At 64.9% G+C, this 18,751-nt stretch carries 21 protein-coding genes and 1 other RNA gene; 11 read left to right on the forward strand and 11 right to left on the reverse strand.

Annotation, left to right across the window (positions count from 1 at the left end):
• The first annotated feature begins 2 nt into the window (after positions 1 to 2).
• The 6 genes from DIC75_RS01720 (at position 3) to DIC75_RS01745 (ending at position 5,804) form a co-directional block, all read left to right on the forward strand.
• Positions 3 to 230 (forward strand): hypothetical protein, encoded by a 228-nt coding sequence (locus DIC75_RS01720; protein WP_250986289.1) that lies wholly within the window; start codon positions 3 to 5, stop codon positions 228 to 230.
• Positions 231 to 300: 70 nt separating this feature from the next.
• On the forward strand, positions 301 to 1,395 hold the full coding sequence (locus tag DIC75_RS01725; protein ID WP_250986290.1) for an AI-2E family transporter: 1,095 nt from the start codon (positions 301 to 303) through the stop codon (positions 1,393 to 1,395).
• 255 nt (positions 1,396 to 1,650) lie between these two features.
• Positions 1,651 to 3,438 carry a ligand-gated ion channel gene (locus DIC75_RS01730; RefSeq protein ID WP_250986291.1) on the forward strand — a complete coding sequence of 596 codons (1,788 nt, stop codon included), beginning with the start codon at positions 1,651 to 1,653 and terminating at the stop codon, positions 3,436 to 3,438.
• Positions 3,439 to 3,491: 53 nt separating this feature from the next.
• On the forward strand, positions 3,492 to 4,517 hold the full coding sequence (locus DIC75_RS01735; RefSeq protein ID WP_250986292.1) for a hypothetical protein: 1,026 nt from the start codon (positions 3,492 to 3,494) through the stop codon (positions 4,515 to 4,517).
• Between the two features lie 12 nt (positions 4,518 to 4,529).
• An RNA gene (ffs, locus tag DIC75_RS01740) (signal recognition particle sRNA) lies at positions 4,530 to 4,839 on the forward strand.
• Positions 4,840 to 4,850: 11 nt separating this feature from the next.
• Complete coding sequence (locus DIC75_RS01745; RefSeq protein WP_250986293.1) at positions 4,851 to 5,804, forward strand: malate dehydrogenase; 954 nt, start codon at positions 4,851 to 4,853, stop codon at positions 5,802 to 5,804.
• Positions 5,805 to 5,832: 28 nt separating this feature from the next.
• Here DIC75_RS01745 and DIC75_RS01750 read toward each other — a convergent pair whose 3' ends face one another.
• The 3 genes from DIC75_RS01750 to DIC75_RS01760 are packed head-to-tail and all read right to left on the reverse strand — an operon-like array spanning position 5,833 to position 6,903.
• Positions 5,833 to 6,087, reverse strand: a complete 255-nt coding sequence (locus DIC75_RS01750) for an elongation factor 1-beta (protein WP_250986294.1) — start codon at positions 6,085 to 6,087, stop codon at positions 5,833 to 5,835.
• A 3-nt stretch (positions 6,088 to 6,090) separates the two neighbouring features.
• Complete coding sequence (locus DIC75_RS01755) at positions 6,091 to 6,255, reverse strand: zinc finger domain-containing protein (RefSeq protein ID WP_250986295.1); 165 nt, start codon at positions 6,253 to 6,255, stop codon at positions 6,091 to 6,093.
• A 45-nt stretch (positions 6,256 to 6,300) separates the two neighbouring features.
• Entirely contained in the window at positions 6,301 to 6,903 is a 603-nt protein-coding gene (locus tag DIC75_RS01760) for an amino acid kinase family protein (protein WP_250986296.1), read from the reverse strand.
• A 40-nt stretch (positions 6,904 to 6,943) separates the two neighbouring features.
• Between DIC75_RS01760 and DIC75_RS01765 the strand changes: the two genes are divergently transcribed.
• Positions 6,944 to 8,620 (forward strand): phospholipase D-like domain-containing protein, encoded by a 1,677-nt coding sequence (locus DIC75_RS01765; RefSeq protein WP_250986297.1) that lies wholly within the window; start codon positions 6,944 to 6,946, stop codon positions 8,618 to 8,620.
• Between the two features lie 10 nt (positions 8,621 to 8,630).
• Here DIC75_RS01765 and DIC75_RS01770 read toward each other — a convergent pair whose 3' ends face one another.
• Together DIC75_RS01770 and DIC75_RS01775 are read right to left on the reverse strand one after the other, a co-directional pair.
• On the reverse strand, positions 8,631 to 8,939 hold the full coding sequence (locus DIC75_RS01770; RefSeq protein WP_250986298.1) for a transcriptional regulator: 309 nt from the start codon (positions 8,937 to 8,939) through the stop codon (positions 8,631 to 8,633).
• Entirely contained in the window at positions 8,936 to 9,169 is a 234-nt protein-coding gene (locus DIC75_RS01775) for a winged helix-turn-helix domain-containing protein (RefSeq protein ID WP_250986299.1), read from the reverse strand. Before DIC75_RS01775 ends, DIC75_RS01770 begins: the two co-directional genes overlap by 4 nt.
• Before the next feature lie 70 nt (positions 9,170 to 9,239).
• Here DIC75_RS01775 and DIC75_RS01780 point away from each other — a divergent pair, with 70 nt between their 5' ends.
• Positions 9,240 to 9,605 carry a hypothetical protein gene (locus DIC75_RS01780; RefSeq protein WP_250986300.1) on the forward strand — a complete coding sequence of 122 codons (366 nt, stop codon included), beginning with the start codon at positions 9,240 to 9,242 and terminating at the stop codon, positions 9,603 to 9,605.
• Position 9,606: 1 nt separating this feature from the next.
• On the opposite strand, the gene DIC75_RS01785 is transcribed toward DIC75_RS01780, so the two are convergent.
• On the reverse strand, positions 9,607 to 9,822 hold the full coding sequence (locus tag DIC75_RS01785) for a hypothetical protein (RefSeq protein WP_250986301.1): 216 nt from the start codon (positions 9,820 to 9,822) through the stop codon (positions 9,607 to 9,609).
• Between the two features lie 213 nt (positions 9,823 to 10,035).
• Between DIC75_RS01785 and codB the strand changes: the two genes are divergently transcribed.
• Complete coding sequence (gene codB / locus DIC75_RS01790; RefSeq protein ID WP_250986302.1) at positions 10,036 to 11,409, forward strand: cytosine permease; 1,374 nt, start codon at positions 10,036 to 10,038, stop codon at positions 11,407 to 11,409.
• Here the strand turns inward: codB and DIC75_RS01795 are convergent.
• From DIC75_RS01795 to DIC75_RS01805, 3 genes are all read right to left on the reverse strand, one after another.
• Positions 11,402 to 11,914: a ferredoxin-thioredoxin reductase catalytic domain-containing protein gene (locus DIC75_RS01795; protein WP_352151383.1), complete on the reverse strand. Its 513-nt coding sequence runs from the start codon at positions 11,912 to 11,914 to the stop codon at positions 11,402 to 11,404. The genes codB and DIC75_RS01795 overlap by 8 nt on opposite strands.
• Positions 11,907 to 12,182: a glutaredoxin family protein gene (locus tag DIC75_RS01800; protein ID WP_250986940.1), complete on the reverse strand. Its 276-nt coding sequence runs from the start codon at positions 12,180 to 12,182 to the stop codon at positions 11,907 to 11,909. Before DIC75_RS01800 ends, DIC75_RS01795 begins: the two co-directional genes overlap by 8 nt.
• A 76-nt stretch (positions 12,183 to 12,258) precedes the next feature.
• Entirely contained in the window at positions 12,259 to 13,905 is a 1,647-nt protein-coding gene (locus tag DIC75_RS01805) for an MBL fold metallo-hydrolase (protein WP_250986303.1), read from the reverse strand.
• A 162-nt stretch (positions 13,906 to 14,067) separates the two neighbouring features.
• On the opposite strand from DIC75_RS01805, the gene DIC75_RS01810 reads away from it, so the two are divergent.
• Positions 14,068 to 14,613, forward strand: a complete 546-nt coding sequence (locus tag DIC75_RS01810) for a hypothetical protein (RefSeq protein ID WP_250986304.1) — start codon at positions 14,068 to 14,070, stop codon at positions 14,611 to 14,613.
• A 21-nt stretch (positions 14,614 to 14,634) separates the two neighbouring features.
• Here the strand turns inward: DIC75_RS01810 and ftsA are convergent, their stop codons facing one another.
• Together ftsA and DIC75_RS01820 are read right to left on the reverse strand one after the other, a co-directional pair.
• Complete coding sequence (ftsA, locus tag DIC75_RS01815; RefSeq protein WP_250986305.1) at positions 14,635 to 15,990, reverse strand: coenzyme F390 synthetase; 1,356 nt, start codon at positions 15,988 to 15,990, stop codon at positions 14,635 to 14,637.
• Between the two features lie 42 nt (positions 15,991 to 16,032).
• Complete coding sequence (locus tag DIC75_RS01820; protein ID WP_250986306.1) at positions 16,033 to 17,541, reverse strand: SLC13 family permease; 1,509 nt, start codon at positions 17,539 to 17,541, stop codon at positions 16,033 to 16,035.
• 203 nt (positions 17,542 to 17,744) lie between these two features.
• On the opposite strand from DIC75_RS01820, the gene DIC75_RS01825 reads away from it, so the two are divergent.
• Positions 17,745 to 18,749, forward strand: coding sequence for a DUF3821 domain-containing protein (locus DIC75_RS01825; protein ID WP_250986307.1), 1,005 nt, complete (start codon positions 17,745 to 17,747; stop codon positions 18,747 to 18,749).
• Positions 18,750 to 18,751: the final 2 nt, after the last annotated feature.

The raw sequence follows: 18,751 nt of genomic DNA on the forward strand, positions 1-18,751 counted from the left end.
GGATGGTGCGGTTCACGTATCGGAAACTGGTCTCCTGGACCCTCCTCGCATTGACGCTCCTCTTCCTGATCAGCGGCTTCGGGATCACGGAACCATGGCTGGTGCGGCCCCTGACGTTCGGGCTTCTCGATAAGGCGCTCTCCCAGCAGATCCACTTCCTTCTCTGGGGCCCGTTCCTGATCGTGCTGGTGCTGCACATATACTACTCCTGCGGCATCTTCAGGAAATAATCCTTAGTAAGGCTATTCGCGGCAAAGAGGACGAATACGTAAATAAACAGCAAGACCCGGAGATGATGAAATGGACAACCCCTCTAACGACGATCGTATCTGCAAGAGGGAGGGGACCGTGCCCGCTCCGTCCCGCCTCGCATCCCTCACCCGGGTTGTCATCATCACTGCCGTCATCGTCACCGGCATGCACCTCGGCGCCGCGATTGTGAGCCCGGTGCTCGTCGGGTTCATCCTGGCGGTCATTGTCACGCCGACGGTGCATCGCCTGGAAGAGCGCGGGCTGCCCCGGGTGGCAGGGGTGCTGGCGATGGTCGGGGCGATTGCCGGTGTTGTCCTGCTGCTCGTCGCACTCCTGAGCCTGTCGCTTGTCGAGCTCGACAGCGCGCTCCCCGCCTACCAGGACCTTCTGCGAGCGCAGCTTGTGGGGCTGCAGTCGTGGTTTGCAGACCTGGGAATTCCGGTATCGGTACAACCGCCCGAATCACCGAACGGCTCCATGCTTATCCCGCCGCTCTGGGAGATTCTCGCCGAACTCTCTATCCTGGCCATCGATTTCCTGGTCATCCTGATCGTAACCGTCCTCATGCTCCTGGAGGTAGCCTCTTTCCGGGGGAAACTCGTGCGAAGCCTGGGATCCGACACCATGGCGGAACTCAACCGTTCCGCGAGCGACCTGGTTGCATATGCGTCCTTCCGCACCAAAAGCGGGCTTGCGACCGGTATCGCTGTCGCGATTCTCCTGCTGCTCCTCGGGATCGACGCCCCGGTGCTCTGGGCGGTCCTGATTGTCGTGCTCGGCTACATCCCCTACTTCGGGCTGCCTATCGCATCGGTGCCCCCTATCGGGCTTGCCGGGCTCCAGCACGGCCTCCCGGGGGCACTTGCCGTTGCGGTCGGCATCTCTATCATCGACTTTCTCGCCCGCCGCTTCCTCCTGCCGTACCCTGCCGAGCGGGCGCTCCGAATCTCCCCGCTGGTTATCATCCTCTCGGTCCTCGCCTGGACGCTGGTGCTCGGCGTCCCGGGACTGTTTCTGGCAGCTCCGCTGACTCTGCTTGTAAAGGCGGTGCTGTCGAGTTCGGAAGAGACACGGTGGATGGCAATACTGATGGAGCCGTCCGGGGATGCTGGGGGTCCTGGAAAACTCTCCACGGAGCGATAGGCCGCACGCCCCCAAAATGTAATATATCGGCAATAATAATGCAATTCGCCGAAACCTGCGATCGAACCCAAAAAAATATCCAATAAACGCCGTCTGAGAGGTGATTGGACTGTTGATGGAGCGGACCTGATGCGTGCCGGGACCGGTTGGCCGGTGCGGGAACCAAGAAGCCGGAACGGTCGAACCCGTGCAGCAGGGAGAGCACTCTTCCTGGCTCTCCTGCTCGGGGTACTGGTGGGCACGGGAGCCGCTCAGATGCAGGAGAATGCCAGTGTCCAGGAGCTGGACGGGAGAATAGAACCAGGTCAGGCTATCATTTACGATCTCCCCGGCCTGCAGGCGGGAGAAACCCTGTACGCCTATGCGGAGGGAGCTTCAGGAAACCTTGACCCGTTCCTCGCCGTAACGAACCCTGAGCTCAACACGAGCCGGGTGCGTAACGAATTCGCAAGCGAGGTGAACAGTTCGCTTGCAGCGGGGCAGGACCCGCTCAGGGTGATCCCGGAGATTGCCGGCCGGTACTTCCTCGCCTGGAACGACGATACGAACGGCACCTACGACTCCGCCCTGCAGCACCGCATTCCCGCCGACGGCGACTATCTCCTGATCGTGATCGGCTCTCCGGCAAAACCCCAGCAGACCTTCGGAGACTATCGCCTCCTGGTCGGGATCGACGCCCCGCAGGTGCTGACCGGCCAGGCCGAACCGACAGGGGCCACCATCGCGATCTTGAATGCCTCGGCTTCGAAGATGCGTGTCGGCGTCCAGGAGGTGACGGGGAACCTCTCCGCCAACACATCATCGACCTTCTACACCTTGAGCCCGGTAGAGACGAACGACACGTTCTACGCCTTCATCGAAGCGACCTCCGGGGACCTGATCCCGGCGATGATCCTGCGGGACTACGGCGGCAAACCTCTCGCAGTGGTGGCTCCTGCAACGGGGGGGACCAGCGCCACGCTCCAGTACACCTTCGGCGGCGCCAGCAGCAACAACCGGCTGGAGGTGCTCTCAAGCCCGCTGAACGGGGCCAACACGACGGGAGACTTCCGCCTGCTGACCGGCCTGAACGCCCCCGGCGTGCTCGCGGGCAACGAACCGCCCGGAGGCCCCCCCGTCCTGCAGGAGCCCATCAGGGTTAAAGTCGGCGTCGAACTGGACCAGATCACCGGCGTGGACCAGGTCAGCGAGAACTTCGCTGCGGTGGCCAACATCTGGATGGAGTGGACAGACCCCGCCCTGGCATTCAGCCCGGACGAATGCGGCTGCCGGGTCAAGATCTACCGGAGCATCGACGATTTCGTCACGGCCGAGGGGTCACGGTGGCCGGAGTTCACGCTTATCAACCAGCAGGCGCAGCGCTGGACGCAGAACCAGCTCATCCTGGTGCAGCCCGACGGCACCGCCACCTACTTCGAGCGTTTCTGGACAACCCTTCAGGCGCCGGACTTCAACTTTCGGGCCTACCCGTTCGATACCCAGGACTTCTACATCCGCATCGACTCGCTCTACCCTGAAGGGCTGTATGTCTATGAGCCATGGCCGGAGAAGACCGTCGTAGGCACCCAGCTCGGGGAGGAGGAGTGGTACATCACCTCGAGCGACACCAACATCAGCACGGTTCAGATCACGACCGAAAACTCCCGCTACTCCTTCCACTTTGCGGCTGCCCGTCACCTGACCTTTTACATCCTCCGCATCCTGCTGCCCATCCTGATCATCATCATCCTGACCTACATCACGTTCCTCCTCAAGGACTACGGCAAGCGGGCCGAAATAGCCAGCGCCAATCTGCTCCTCTTCATCGCGTTCAACTTCACCATCGCCGGCGACCTGCCGCACCTCGGCTACCTGACCTTCCTTGACGCCATTCTGGTCGCCACCTTCGTCATCACCGGTGCAATCGTCGCCTACAACCTCTACCTGAGATGGCTGGCGACGGAGGCGCAGAAAGAGATCGCCGAGCGTATCGACCGGGTGATGGTCTGGTTCTACCCGGCGGCGTACATCGCTGCGCTCATTCTTGCCTTGCTGCTCTTCTGAGCACTGCGCCGCTGCCGCACGCATATTTATGTATCGACGGCCAATGCACTGGCATGAACTGCCCGGTCTGCGGGGGAGACTGCATCGAGAACGCTCCCACGCTCCTTGCACGGCTGCCGCACGCTTTCGCCCCCTGCCCCGACTGCATGGGGCTCGTCTACGACAAGAGGAGCCCCCCGCCCGATATCGATACGGCCGGGCCCTGCCCTTCCTGCGGGAAGCGGTTCATCGACGAGGTCTTCGCCCAGATCTACCGGGTGATGGCCGCTGAGGGGGACCTCGCCGGGACCGAACCCCTCGCCGCCGCCGCAACACCGCTCGTTCACCCCGGGTTTGCCATGCGCTCGGCCCCTCACCTCCCGCCCCGATCGCTCGTCCTCCTCTCCCGGTCGGTCGGGGAGCGGGCGGCCGCCCGCCTGGTCGCCGAGGTCCCGGAGGTCCGGGGGGTCGTCAGGACCGGGGCCGGGACGCCGGGGATCACGGATACCGACGCGGCGCCGCAGGCATACACCCTGCTTGCCGGGTGCGACGTCCGGGCCGACATCTTCCCCACCCGGGCGGGACCGATCGTCGTCTACAAGCAGCAGTCGGTCCTACACGTCGAGTTCCCCCGGGACCAGAACGAGAAGATCCTCTCTCTCGAGCGCGAGATCGGGCAGCACCGGCCCCGGACCTTCGTCGACGCCTGCTCCGGTGCCGGAACTCTCGCGCTTGCCGCCGTCCGGGCGGGCATCCCCCGCGTGATTGCGAACGACGCCTGGTACGCGGCAGCCTTCTGGACCACCTGCAACCTCCGGGTGAACCGGGAGGTCCTCGGGATCGGGGAGGTGACGATGCACCGGTCCTGCGACGACCTCCGGCGCCGACCGGTCGCGCGGGACCCCGTCCTCGTCGCCACCGTCACCGGCGCGCAGGAGATCGAGGTTTACCAGGGAGATCTGCGGCTGCTTCCGGCCGTCCTCCCGCCCGAAATCGACCTCGCTGCCCTCGACCTCTTCGAGAAGGCGGATGCCGGGAAGGTCGGCCGGATCACCGGAGCCTGGCAGGCCCGGGTGGGCGGAGCTATTTTTATCCCATAGACTACAGTATATACGGGGACTAGCCCGGGTGGCTCGGCGTCACCTGTCACCCGAAACCGCCGTCAGCGGGGGGCGAAGTCTGAGGAAGGCCGCAGCGGCCTGCAGGATCCACTGCGTCCCGACGGAGAAGCCTCGTCCCATGAGGTCGGCGGAGAGGTATCAAAGCCCCGGAGGGGGCGGCGACCTTTTGCCGCGGGTACCGGTTCAGGCCCGGAAGGGAGCAGACTTACCGTGGACGTTCGGCGCCCATGGGGGTGCGGGGTGGAGGAGGGATGCAGCGGTGAATGCCTGTGCGCACGGTCGACCGAGGACGTGTCCCCAACGGCGATCTCCATGGCAAAAGTAACGATTCTTGGGGCTACAGGGAACGTCGGCATATTTGCGGCCCATACCATATCCGAGATCCCGTACGTCAGCGATATGCTGCTCGTCGGGAGGCCCGGGCGCGAAGATTTTCTCGCGGGCTGCTGCCGTGACCTATCCGACTCGTTTGCTGCGCGAGGCACCGACATCCGCCTCTCGTACAGCACCAACCTTGCAGATACGAAAGACTCGGATATCTTCATCTGTACGGCAGGCATGCCCCGTCAACCGGGACAGGACAGGAACGATCTCGCCTTCGAAAACGCAAAGATCATCGCCGAGACCGCCGAGACCATCGGCCGGTCTTCGCCCGACGCTATTCTCTTTCTGGTGACGAACCCCGTCGACGTCATGACCGCCGTCGCCCTGAAGTACTCGGGGCTCCAGCCGAGACAGGTCTTCGGCCTCGGGACGCACCTCGACTCGATGCGCTTAAAGTCGCTGATTGCGCGGTACTTCCGGGTCCACGTCAGCGAGGTGCATACCCGCATCATCGGCGAGCACGGCGAGAGCATGGTTCCGCTCTGGTCGGCGACGACGATCGGCGGCATCCGGATCAACCACCTGCCCACCTTCTCGGGGCTGCCCGCGCAGGAGATGATCGACACCGTCAGAACGAGCGGCGAGGCGATCATCAGGGATAAGGGCTCCACCGTCTACGGTCCCGGAGAAGCGATTGCAACCCTTGTAAGGACGATCCTCGGGGACGAGAACCGGATCCTCACCGTCTCAAGCTACATCAAAAGCGAGATCCACGGGATCGGCGACGTCTGCATAGGCGTGCCCGCCCGGATCAACCGGAACGGCGTCTTCCCGGTGCCGCTCAGCCTCGAAGAGGACGAAGTCGCCGGGTTCAAAGAATCGGTCGTAAAGATCCGAAAGATCACTGCCGAAGTGATGGAACGGCTCGAAGCGGCCCGGTAAGCGGGAAAAGTGAGTATCGGGAATCCACTTATACAAGTGTGGATTCGATGATCTCGGCGCTTGCGACGCCTTCAAGATTCTGGAGCGCTGCTTCGATCTCATCGGGAGCCCCGGCTTTGTCGGGGACGACGATGGCGGCTTTCAGCGCCACAAGACCGAAGCCGATCGGCTCTTCTCTGATATCGTCGACCGGGACGGCCGCCTTGACCGCGGCTTTCAGCGCTTCACGGTCGACATCGGGGGACTCGGGCATTATCTTCACGATAATGGCTACGTTGCCCATCGGTTATGGCCCCCGGAACCCGCACTTCGGACATGTATATGCTATGCTCTGCTCCCTGCACCGGTAGCACCTGTTAATCTCGTGCGCACACACCGGGCACGGGAACCAGGTGGATCCTTCCTCGGCCAGCGTGGCGTTGCAGGAGGTACATCGATCTCTCGCTGTCATCGTTGTTTCCTCGAATGTTAACCTATCATATCGCCCCCGCAGCAATTAAAATCTCGGATCGACGAGAGTCCCGACGACCGCCTCGTCCCGGAGGGCACGGCGGACCCGGTCGTCGTGCCTGCCGCTGACCACCCGGGCCCGGAGACCGTGTTCGAAGACGAACCGGATGAATGCGGGATCGACCTCGTCGGGGGTGAGGGAGGGGTCCTCGACCCTTGAGAGGAGCCTGCGGTGGTGGTGGATACCGTCGACCGATTTGAGGAGGAGGAGGTCGGCGGAGAGTTCTTTCGCGACCCAGGCGGCGATGGTGTCGGAGGTGACGTTCCAGGAGTGAGGGACGGGGTCGATCTCGCGGAGAGCACAGTAGGGAAGGAGGACCGTCACCTCCGAAGGAAGCGTGAGCCTGAAGGCCGCCGGGACGCCGTGCGAGGCGATGTACCACCCGAACTGCTCCATGCCGGCGATCGCCATCCAGTGGCCGGCGGTATCGGAGACGGCGAGGCGCCGGACGAGGTCGGCAAACTTCCCGCCCCCGGGCACGATCAGCACCGGGCGTCCGACCTCCCGGAAGATCTCGAGCAGGGGAACGACCCGGTCAAAGAGGCTCCCCCCTACCTTGACGACCAGCGGGGGTGCAGGCGAATTCATATCGCTCTGCTATTAAACCGGGGGATACATAACCCTGCGTATGCGCCGGATCGCCGCCGTCATCCTGCTCCTTTGCCTCCTTGCCGCCACGGCCGGCGGCGTCCGGATCGTCGAGTTCTGTCCGGACCCCTACCAGCCCGGCGACCCCGACGAGTACCTGGTGCTCGAGGGTGCGGGGGTGCTCGACGGGTTCGTCCTCTCCGACGGCGAGGGCGGGTACCGATTCCCGCCGGGAAGCCGGATCGACGGGCGGCTGGTGGTCGCGAGGAGCGGCCCTGCGTTCGAGCGGGCTCACGGCTACCTGCCCGACTTCGAGCTCGAGGCGCGGACAGCGGCCGTGCCGGACGTGATCCCGAACGGGAACCTCCTGATGGCGAACCGGGCCGACGAACTCCTCCTCTACCGGGGGACCACCCTCGTCCAGCAGGTCGCCTGGCCCGCCGATGTCCACCCCCGGGAAGGGCAGATCCACTACCTCGAGGGCGATCTCTGGGACCCGCGCCCGCTCATGATAGGCCAGTCGCGCCTCGTGCCCGGAACCTTCGAGGGCGTCGCGGTGACCGCGTTCGCCGCGCCGGACTGCTCGTACGAGGTCTTCTCGGCAGCCGTCGCGGGAGCGGAACGCGAGATCCTGGTGAACGTCTACGAGTTCACCGATCCTGCCATGGCCGAAGACCTCATCCGCGCCCGCGAGCGGGGCGTGGACGTGACCGTCCTCCTCGAGGGCGGGCCGGTGGGCGGCGTCTCGCCTGAAGGGCGGGCGGTCGCGGGCGCCCTCAACCGGAGCGGTATTGTGGTCCTTTCGATGACGACGACCGATGCCGCCCACGCGAAGTACCGCTACGACCATGCCAAGTATCTCGTCATCGACGGGAAGACCGTCCTGCTCGGGAGCGAGAACTTCAAGCCCGGCGGCTACCCGGCTCCGGGGCTGCAGGGCAACCGCGGGTGGGGTGTCCTCCTCGAGGACCCCAAACTCGCAGCCTACTTCCGGGAGGTCTTCCTCCTCGATGCGGCGGGCGGCGACATCGTCCCCCTCGAGGGCACGGCGGCCGAACTCTGCACGCCCTGGGCGCCCGCCTACACCGTGGAGTTCACCGTCTGCTCCGTGGAGGGGGCGCGGGTGACCCCGGTCGTATCCCCCGACACGAGCGCGCTCATCCTCGGGCTGATCGAGGGGGCGGAGAAGAGCATCGCTATCGAGCAGGCCTACATCACGAACGAGACGACATACGACCTCAACCCCTACCTTGCGGCCGCGATCGACGCCTCCCGGCGCGGTGTCACGGTGCGGGTGCTTCTCGATGCCGTCTGGTTCAACACCGAGGACGATGCGGACAACGACGAGATGGTCGGGGTCATCAATCGGCTTGCCGCGGCCGAGGGGCTGCCGCTCGAGGCACGGCTCGCGGATCTCGAGGCGAACAACCTGGCGAAGATCCACAACAAGGGCGTCATCGTCGACGACCGGGCGGTGCTCGTCAGCAGCATCAACTGGAACGCCAACTCACCGGCATTCAACCGGGAAGCGGGCGTGATCATCGAGCACCCGGGTATCGCCGCCTACTACACCAGGGTCTTTGAGGACGACTGGAACGCCTCGAAAGAGAACAGAGCAGGAGGGGCTCCCGGACCGGACCAGCTCAAAATAGTGGCGGCGGCATGCATACTCGCCGGACTTACGGGGCTCTACCTCTACCGGCGCAGACGCACCTGAGACGGTCGCCTCACCGTCTCCCGGCGGATCGGCAGACGTCGCAGATGGTGATCGTTCCTTCACCCGAGGCAACGGCGGAGACCCACCGCTCGATGACCACCTCGAGATCGCCGGGGAGATCCTGCCGGACAAACCCGCGTTTCCGGCTCAGGTACTGTGAGATCGCAGCCCTGCTGATCCCGAGGCGCTTTGAGGCCTCGCTCTGGCTGATTCCCCGGTCATTCACCAGCCGGTAGACCATCTCGGCGCGCATCTGCGGAAGGAGCCTCCGCGCGAGGGTATCGCAGCGCATGATATCGCAGGAAGGAGGCTCGGTCATTGCGCAGACACCATCTGGGACTCTTTGTACTCGTAGAGGATCTGCCGGGCGTCCCTGAAGTTGAACTTCTCCACGATCATATCGTTGTCCTTGAGTCTCTTTAAAGCATAGCGGACGGTGCGGGGGGCCAGGCTGCTGAGCCGGACGAGCTCCTTGTGGGTCAGGGCACCCCCGTCCTCAAGAAGCAGGAGGATCTTCCGGGAGGACGGGGGGAGGCTCACATAATCCATGCAGGATAGTTAACGCTGTTAACATATCAAACTGACGGATGTTATAACTCCGGGGGACTATAGAGTAACTATGCTGGAACGGCAGGAGAAAGCAGCAGTCATCGTGCTCCTCTGCGTCGTCGGGATCGTGCTTTCGGTGCACCTCCTCTTTGCCGCCTTCGCCCGACCGCTGGTGGCGGATACGTACTCCGAAGAGGTCCCGGACGGGGCGCTGGTTCTCCTGGAAGGGAATATCGAAGAGATCGCAGAGACTTCGACCGGCGCGCACCTGATCCTGACCGTCAACGGCACCCGGGTCTTTCTGCCGGAGAACGTGGCCGCTACGCTCCAACTCCACGAGAACGAGAACGTAACGCTGTATGGGGTCGTCCAGACCTACCGCGGAAAGCGGGAGGTGGTGGTGGCCTCCGCCGGGGATATCCGGGTGCTCGAGTGACCTACTTCGTCTTTGTGTAAAATATGTCGGCGCCGTCGGCATCGCCGAAGAGGGGCCGGCTGCGCCGGGGCTTCTCACGAACTTCTTCCGTCTTCGTGGTCTCCGGTTCGGGCTCCCGGCGGGCGGGCGCCGGGCTCTCGTCGGGTTTCTTCTTTCGTCCCCCCTCCACACCGGTCCCGGAGGGGAGGTCTCCGTCGTTGATCCGCACGCTCGGCATACAGGAGAATCACCCGGACCGCTATATGACACCTCTGGATCGGCCACCGGGAACACCGGGCACTTCCGGATACAACGAGCCGTTCTTCTCCCTCCCACCGGGAAAGAGAGACGATCTGAGGGAGCGAGCGGACGCAGGGCAGGATCTCGCGCCACGGTCTGTCGCTGCGCGGGCACTTTCCGCAGTTTCCACCGGAACGGGAGTTCGAGCCGTATGCCGGTGGTCCCGGACCGGAGCACCGCCGGCCAGGCCTTGCGCGGCAGAAAACCCGGAAGGAATTTCACGCGGCAACAGAGATATTCAACCATCGAAAGAACAGCAGTGATCCGGGCAAAGAGAGCCGGCGACGCGGCGGGCCGGAGCGGTACGGAAGATTACCCGCTCTCGGCCGTCCCCGGCGAAGCCCGGCAGGGGTTCTGGCCGATCACCCTGGTGCTGCTCGGGTTTACCTTCTTCTCCGCCACGATGTGGGGCGGCGCGAGGATCGGAGTTGCGTTCCGGTTCTGGCCGGACCTCGTCGGGATCATTCTCTGCGGAAGCGCGATCCTCGCGCTCTACGTCGCCGGCCTCGGATACATCGGCTACAAAAGCGGCTTTTCCACCGTCCTTTCCGCCCGGTTCGCCTTCGGCGATGCAGGCAGCAGGTGGTCCGACGCACTCCTCGGGCTCACCCAGATCGGGTGGTACGCCTGGGGGACCGCGACGGTCACGATCGTTCTCATCCACCTGCTGGATCTCGATGCACGGATCCAGGCGCCCCTGATGATCGTGTTCGGCCTCGTCTTCTGTCTGACGGCGTACATCGGCTGCCGCGGGATTGCAGTCCTTTCGTGGGTCTCGGTCCCGGCGATGCTCCTTCTCATCGCCGCAAGCGCCTCGGTCGCCCTCCAGGATGCCGGGAACGGGGCGGGGCTCCTCCCGCCGGGAACGGCGGGCGCACTCACGGTCGCCGAAGCACTCACGATCGTCGTCGGCACCTTCGTCTCCGGCGGCACCCAGGTCGCCAACTGGACGCGCTTTTCCGGATCCGCGCGGACCGCCGCCGGCTCCGTGCTCCTCGCGTTCTTCTTCGGGAACGGGCTGATGATCGCCGTCGGGGCCGTCGGCGCCGCCGTCTACGGGCTCTCCGACATCGTCGAGGTGCTGGCGGTCCAGGGCCTTCTCTCCGCCGGCATCCTGATGCTCTTCTTGAACATCTGGACGACTCAGGACAACACCATCTACAACTTCTCGGTCGCTGGATGCCACTTCTTCAGGACAGAACAGCGGCGGCTGGTCACCTTCGCCGGCGCCGCCGCGGGAACCCTGTTCGCCCTTCTCGGCATGTACGACTGGCTGATCCCCTACATGGTTCTCCTCGGCGTGCTCATCCCGCCGCTCGGCGGGGTGATCATGGCGGACTTCTTCGTCCGGCACCGGGGGCGCTACCCCGAACTCGCGAAGGCGACCGTTCCCCGGTTCAACCGGCGGGGGCTCGCGGCATACGCTGCCGGCTCCATCGCCGCCCTCGCGGTCCCGGGCATCCCCCCGGTGAACGGGATCGCCGCCGCGTTCCTCGTCTACGCGTGCCTCGTCCGGCTCACATGAACCGCTCGAACCGGTCGCGAGGCACCCGGCAGATCGGGCAGATCTCGGGCGGCTCATCCCGGGCGCAGAGGTAGCCGCAGACCCGGCACCGCCAGACCGGATACGTCAGGGCCCCCGGGGCGCGGCCGGCCGCGGCACGCTCTTCTTTCTGCCGCTGGCGCTCCGCCGGCCCCGGCCGGCGTTCCGGGACAGGGTCGGGGGCGCGGCGGCCGGCCTCCACATCGGCGGTGACGTAGAGGGCGCAGTAACAGGCGCCGTAATCGGTGAGATCGGGGTCGCGGTAGTCGCAGGGGCAGATGATATCCAGGTCGTCCTCCCGGTCTCCCGAGGCAAGCCTGCAGGGGCAGGAGATGTAACCGTAACGTTCCCGGTTCGCAAGCAGCCCCCGGACGAGGCCCCGGGTGAACTCCCGGTCCGGGTTGAGATGGTAACCGCCTGCCTCCGCCTCGCGGGCGAGGTCGTCCATGAAGCGATCGATCTCCCCGTCGCTCGCAGCGTCAGGCACCGACCGCCTCCCGGATCTCGTCTTCCCGGAACCCCACGACCACCCTGGCGTCGTCGATGACGACTGTGGGAAACGAGAGCCGTGGGTTCCAGCGTTCGACTTCCCGGACCACGCGATCCCGCTCCTCGCCCGCGAGCAGGTCCACGTAGACGTACGAGAACCCGACGCCGAGGTCGGTGAGGAGCTCTTTTGTTCGGGCGCACCAGCCGCAGGTGCTCAGGGCGTAGAGAACCACCCTGCCGCGGTCTTTTCCGGGCACATGCTGCATCTCAATCAAGGGTTTCCTCCGTCTCGCCCCTGGTATGGAGACCGGAGGTAAGTAGCTTGCCCTGGAACGGGGCGGCTCAGGAGAAAGTGGGTTTGAGGAGGAGAAGAAGATCGGAGCCATCCCCGGTGACCGCCAGCGACGCCCCGCAGAGTCCGAACTTCCGCCGGTAGAACCGGAGCCTCCGGGGAGAGAGAGTGCCGGAACCCCGGATCAGGAGCCCGACCGCATCCCCCTCCCGCCGGGTGGAGAGCCGGATCTCCCGGGCGCCGGCGGCCGCCATATCCTCGAGGATACCGACGACCTCGTCGCAGAACCGTTCCCGGTCGATCAGCACCGGCGAGAGCGGGTCATCGTCTCCGTCGAGAACGAGATCGACGCCCTCGAAGAGCGGGAGGTAGGCGAGCCGGGAGACGAGTTCCGCCCGGTACGCCGCCGGATCGTCCGCTGCCTCGATGAATGCCGCGTCCGAGAACGGACACGTCAGGGCTCCGGCGACCAGGTCGCGCAGCACCGACGGGAGGTCGACAGCGGAGAGGTGCGCGGTGTCCCGGTAGCCCAGGATCGTGTTCATGAAGTCGGCAAGCAGGCGGTCGGCCCGGCGGAGGAGCGACGCATCGACGACGTGGTTGAGCCGGTCACCCGCGAAGTGTGCCTCGACCCGCTGGATCACCTGGACGGCCTTGAGGACGAGCTGGACCTCGAACTTCTCCCCGGCGTTGAACTCGTCGGCAAACCGTGAAAAGTCGGCAAGAAAGCCATCGATCTGATCGGACTCCAGGAGTTCCTGGTAACGCCGGGCCTCTTCTGCCTCGCCGAGGTCGTCGAGGCGATACGCAAGGGCGTAGAGGCGCCCCGCAATCGCCGCAAAGACCCGGTTGGCCTCCTGGAGCAGGTCGACGGCGTGCTCCAGTGAGTCGGCGAGCCGTTCCCGGTCGAAGATGCCGACGCCCGCCATCTTCTCCGCCTCCCCCTGCAGCCGGTCGAGGAGCCCCGGCATCGCCGAGGCCGGGATGCTCCTGCCGTGGCCCGGGCAGCAGAGGCTCACCGGTTCGTGGGCGAGGATCCACCGGACCCTTCCTACGGACGCAAGCAGCGCCGGCTGGTCCCACCCGGCAATTCCGGCGATGCCGGGGCTCGTGGAGAAGAGGAGGTCGCCGATGAAGAGGTACTCGCCGAAACGGATGCAGATGCTGTCGGGCGAATGCCCCGGGGTGTGATAGATGAGAAGGGTGTTCCCCGAGCGGAGCGGGACCTGCTGCCGGTGAAGAGCGATGCCGCCGTCCGCACCCAGGGTCTCGCGGTCGCGGGCGGCAAGAAGGGGGAGGCTGACCGGGAGCGGCTCGATCTCCCACCCCATGAGCTCCGCAACCGTCCGGGCCGCATCACCGGCCTCGAGCGCCCGGGCACCCGTCTCCTCCGCGGCGACGGAGAGGTGTGGGAGAGCCCGGAACCGCCGGTCCCGGATTGCCTGGTAGCAGTGGTCGGCGTGGCAGTGGGTGACGATGAGGATGACCGGCCGCGGGGTTTCCCGGAGGAGGGCATCCACGAGCGCCATGATCCGGTTCATCTGGCCGGGGTCCGCCCCGGTGTCGATGAGCAGGATCTCGCCGGGTGTCCGGATGAGATAGGCATTCGAGCAGGTGACATCCGGCTTCCGGAGGAAGGGGTAGATCTCGGCGCCGGCTGTTCCCGGTACCGGTTGCCATTGCTGATCGTTGAGCATTGCGCGCACCCGGAGAGATGGATATAATTGACCAGTGTTGCACCGCAAAGGAGAAAAAACAGGCGGGTTTTTCCCCGAAGAAGGATAGTCCGGCCGGATGACCGGGGCCGGGTAGCTTCATATCCCACCGTGCAGGAAGGAGAGGTGAGGTGAAATGAAGGTATGAACGTCAGGAGACTTGCCGGAATCGCAGTCGCGCTCGTGCTCACGGCATGGATCTGCGGCACTGCCGCCGCACAGGAGACGGCCATCAACGAGATCGGTATGGTCGCCGCCAACGAGACGCTCACCATAAGCGGGACGACGAACCTCGCTCCCGGGAACCACCTGCTCGTTGAGGTGACGCCGGTCGGCTTTGAGCCGACGAACAAGTCCGCACCGGGCGGAACGGGAGGCACATCGGGGACGGCCGTTGTAGAGGAGGGGAACGCCACCGCAAACACCTGGTCGTTTACCGTGGACACGTCCGGGTTTGAGCCAGGCGTTTACACCGTGACCGTGGAGTGGGTCGAGGGCGACGCCACCGCAAGCACCACCTTCACCGTCGTCGAGGCGGCAACAGCAACCCCGACGGTAACGACTCCGGCCGCCACCGCCACCACGCCGCCGGCAACGGCACCAGGCCCCACGCCGACCGCGGCAGGACCCGTTCTCCCGGCGGCGGCTCTCGCGGCAGGGCTGGCCGGCTACCTGGTGAGGCGGCGGTAGGGGCCGAAAATTCTTTTTCCCTCACCGCCGGTCAACGACCCGCTTCGGCCGGCCGGGCGCCCGGTGGAGTTCGAGCCCTCCCGGCGGCGTGACGCTGCAGAGAACCTGCAGCGTTCCGTCCTCGTATGCCCCCGAAAGGGCCGGAATCGACCGCAGAAGGGCGGCAACGAACGTCTCCTCGACCGCCGCCGGATCGACGCGGGCGGGATCGAAGCACTCCATGCTCACCCGGAGGATGGTCTCTCCCGCCTCGTCGCCGCCGTAGATGAACGCCTCATACTCCCCGTTCAGGTGGGCCATGTTTTCGGGTGCAAAGACCGCCGCCTCCACGTCCACGCGGTTGAGCCCGATATCCCCGATCCGAACCGTCTCCGCCTCCCGCCGGGGGGAGGCGATCCGCATATGCGTCCGCCCGCACCCGCACCGCTCCCGGGAGACGACCGAGCATGTATCCTCCGTATCGTAGTTGATGAGAAGCGTCCCCGCCTTCTTGCCGGGCGCAAGGAGCGTCGTGTAGACCAGCCGCCCCGTCTCGCCGTCATGGACGAACCGGTTCATCCCGGGGTCGTAGAGGTCGAAGTGAACCAGATCCTCGGGGACATGGAGCCCTGCCTGGCGGGTGCACTCACCGCACATCGTCCCTTCGGTGCTCCCGTAGGTGTTGTAGACCGGGCAGCCCCAGACCCCCTCCAGGTAGCGCCGGGACTCCGGGGCGAAACTCTCGCCCCCGACGACGAGTCGTTTCACGCCCGCGCTCCCGGGCGGGTGCCCTTCCGCCTCCATGCGGCGGGCGAGCCGGAGGAGTTTGAAGACACTCCCGATCACCGCCGTCGGGCGATACTGTTCCATTACCCTGACCGGGAAGGTGCACTTCCCCTCCGGGACGATCGCCATCCCGAGGTCGCGGGCGGCGAGTGTCATGGTGTTTGCGCCGACGTTCATCCCGTAGGAGGCGCAGACCACCACCCGGTCGCCGGCCTCAAAGCCCTGTGAGGTAAAAAGCCGGGCATATTTCTCCGCATACCGCTCCCAGTCCTCCCAGGTGAGAAAGAAGCTCTTCGGAACCCCGCTCGTCCCTGAGGTCTCGTTGACCGTGAAGACCGCCTCCCAGGGGACGCTTTTGAAACAGAACTCCTTCTCCTGCGGGGGCTGGTAGCGACGGATCGTCGCACCGGAGATGATGGGAAGGTCGCGGAGATCCTCGTGCTCCCGGATTGCTTCCGGGCGGATGTTGTGCCGCCCGAACCAGCGGCGGTAGAAGGGGGAGTGTTCCTGCGCGTACCTGACGGTCGAGCGGACCCTCTCATCGATGAGCGCGTCGAGATCAGGTCTGCCAAGCGTCTCCACCGCCGGGTCATAATACCGGTCGTCTGTCATCCGGCCGGGATAGACGCACGGGATAAAATAGGTGCCGGGGGATCAGAGCGCCCAGGCGGGAATCTCCAGAGGGAGTCCGAGCGCCCAGAAGACGATCGTATAAAGGCAGATCATCCAGAGCGCAACACCGATGATATCGAGTGCCCAACCGGACCGGAGAAGGTCTTTCGCGTCGATGTAGCCGCTCCCGTAGGCGACGGCGTTCGGCGGCGTTGCGACCGGGAGCATGAACCCGATCGAGGCGCAGACCGCAGCGGTCATCATCAGGACGATCGGGTTGACTCCCATGCTGACGGCCGTGACCGCCATGATCGGCATCAGGATGGCCGCTATGGCTGTGTTCGAGGCGATCTCCCCTGCAAACACGATCCCCAGCGCCACGATGAGGAGCAGGAGGAATATCGGGAGCCCGTGGATGAGGGTGAGGGACTCGACGATCGCCGCGGCAAGCCCGCTCTCGAGGAACCCGTTCGAGAGAGCGATGCCGCCGCCGAAGAGGAGGAGGATGCCCCAGGGGATCTTCACCGCCCACTCCCACTCCATCGTGAAGATACCCTTCTTCACGTCGACCGGGAGGACGAAAAGGAGGAGCGCACCGAAGATTGCGATGGTGGAGTCCTTGATCCCGGGGAAGATTATATCCAGGCCCGGAATGACGAACTCCCCGATCTCCTTCGTCTGCTCGAATACCCAGGCGAGGGCGGTCAGGGTGAAGACGATGAGCGTCCATCGCTCCCCGACTGAGATCCGGCCAAGTTTTGCGAGCTCTTCCCGGATGATCCCCCCGGCACTCGGGAGGGTCGATCCCATCCGGCGGTAGGGACCCTCGATGAGCCAGATCCAGGCAAGGAAGAGAAATATAGCAGCGAACGGGACGCCGAACATCATCCAGGTGAAGAAGTCGATGGAGGGCGCGTCAGGAAAGATCGTCGCGAGCTGGGCGATGAAGATCCCGTTCGGGGGCGTGCCGATGATCGTGGCGATCCCCCCGATGGTCGCGGCGTAGGGGATCGAGATGATCAGGCACCGGGCGAGGGCCTGTTCCTTCTCGTCGAGGCTCTCGAGGGATTTGTCGGTCCCGGGAATGATCGTCAGGATGATCGCGATCGCGATCGGGATCATCATCATCGCCGTCGCAGTGTTCGAGATCCACATCGAGAGGAACGCGGTGGCGACCATGAACCCGAGCACCAGGCGCCTCGGGCTCGTCCCGACGATCCGGATGATATGCAGCGCGATGCGCCGGTGCAGGCCCCACCGCTGCATCGACATAGCGATGATGAACCCCCCGAGGAAGAGGAAGATCACCTCGTTGCCGTAGGATTCCGCCACCTCCACCGGCGAGAGAACCCCGAGCGCCGGGAAGAGGACCAGTGGAAGCAGGGCGGTCGCTTCAAGGGGGAGGACGCCCGTGACCCAGAACAGGACCATGAGGATGGTCACTGCCGCGACTGACTTGGCCTCGGGCGCAAGGACGGTGGGATCGACGGGAATCGCCAGAACCACAAAGAAGACGAGGAGCGATGCAATAATAAAGGCGACCCTGCTCATTATCAAAAATGGGAGAAGGAATTATTTAAGTGTAAGGAATCGAATTTAACTCTATTTTCGGCCTTAAAACTGAATCAGGGCATTATCGGCACCAATCTGCCGCAAAAGGCCGATTTTGCCGCGGCCGGTGCAGGGCCGGACGGGGAAGAAGCCGTCGCGTCATCGTACCAACCTATATCAGCAAAATCAGCATATGAGGTGTCATGACACCGGATTGGATCCGCAGGCGAGGCCTTCCTGTCCTCCTCGCCGTCTGTATCCTTACCCTCTGCGTGGGGCAGGCCGGAGCCCGCGGCCCGACGATCGGCGATATCCAGCCCCACGATACGATCTTCGTCTACGAAGAGGGGCTCGACCTCTCGCAACTAAGGAACGCGACCACGGACAACCCCGTCACGGAGCTCAGGAAGTACCAGGACAACAACCCTGATCGAGGGGTCACGAGGAACGTCCCGGTCGTCGACGACACGAACTTCGAGGTGCTGGACTTCCTCGTGGGCGGGGATTACGGGACCTACTACGCCTACAACCCCGAGGACGGGGTGACGGCACTCGTGATGATCCGCGAGCCGGAGATCTTCCTCGATGTGGTCCTCGCAAGCCCCCACCACAACGAGCCTCTTGCCGGATACGCCGTCTCCCCGAACACCCGGATCGCGTTCCGGATAGCCTCCCCCGACGTCGGGGCCTTCTACCAGGCAGGCGGCGTCTACCCGGCGACGGTCGACATACTGCTCACCACCCCGGGCGGCGCGGAGACCACCGTCATCAGCGGGATCAACCTTGCGGGGTTAAACGTCAGCTCGACCCGGTTCTACACCGACGATCCCGGCCGGCCGGGCGCGATCCCGCTCTCAGGCATCGGTGAGCCGGGGACCTACACCGTCCGGGCCGTATGGAGACAGCCTGCAGCGTTCGACGCCTACGCCGCGGACTCCGAACCCGTGACGTTCACGGTCGCGAACCGTATCGGGGTGGACACTACCGCGACGCCGACACCCACCGCAACCGTGACGGCCACGCCGACGCCAACCCCCACACCGACGACCCCGCCCACGACCGCACCGACACCGACGGAGACCGCCACCCCGGTCCCGACCGCGACGACGGTGCCGGCAACCCCGACGCCTACCGCGGCGCCGCTCCCGGGCGCTCTGGCCGTTGCAGCAGCCGGTTTCGCCCTCACGCTCGCCGGCCGGCGACGGTAAAA

This window comes from Methanoculleus oceani (genome assembly GCF_023702065.1).
Classification (GTDB): Archaea; Halobacteriota; Methanomicrobia; order Methanomicrobiales; family Methanoculleaceae; genus Methanoculleus; species Methanoculleus oceani.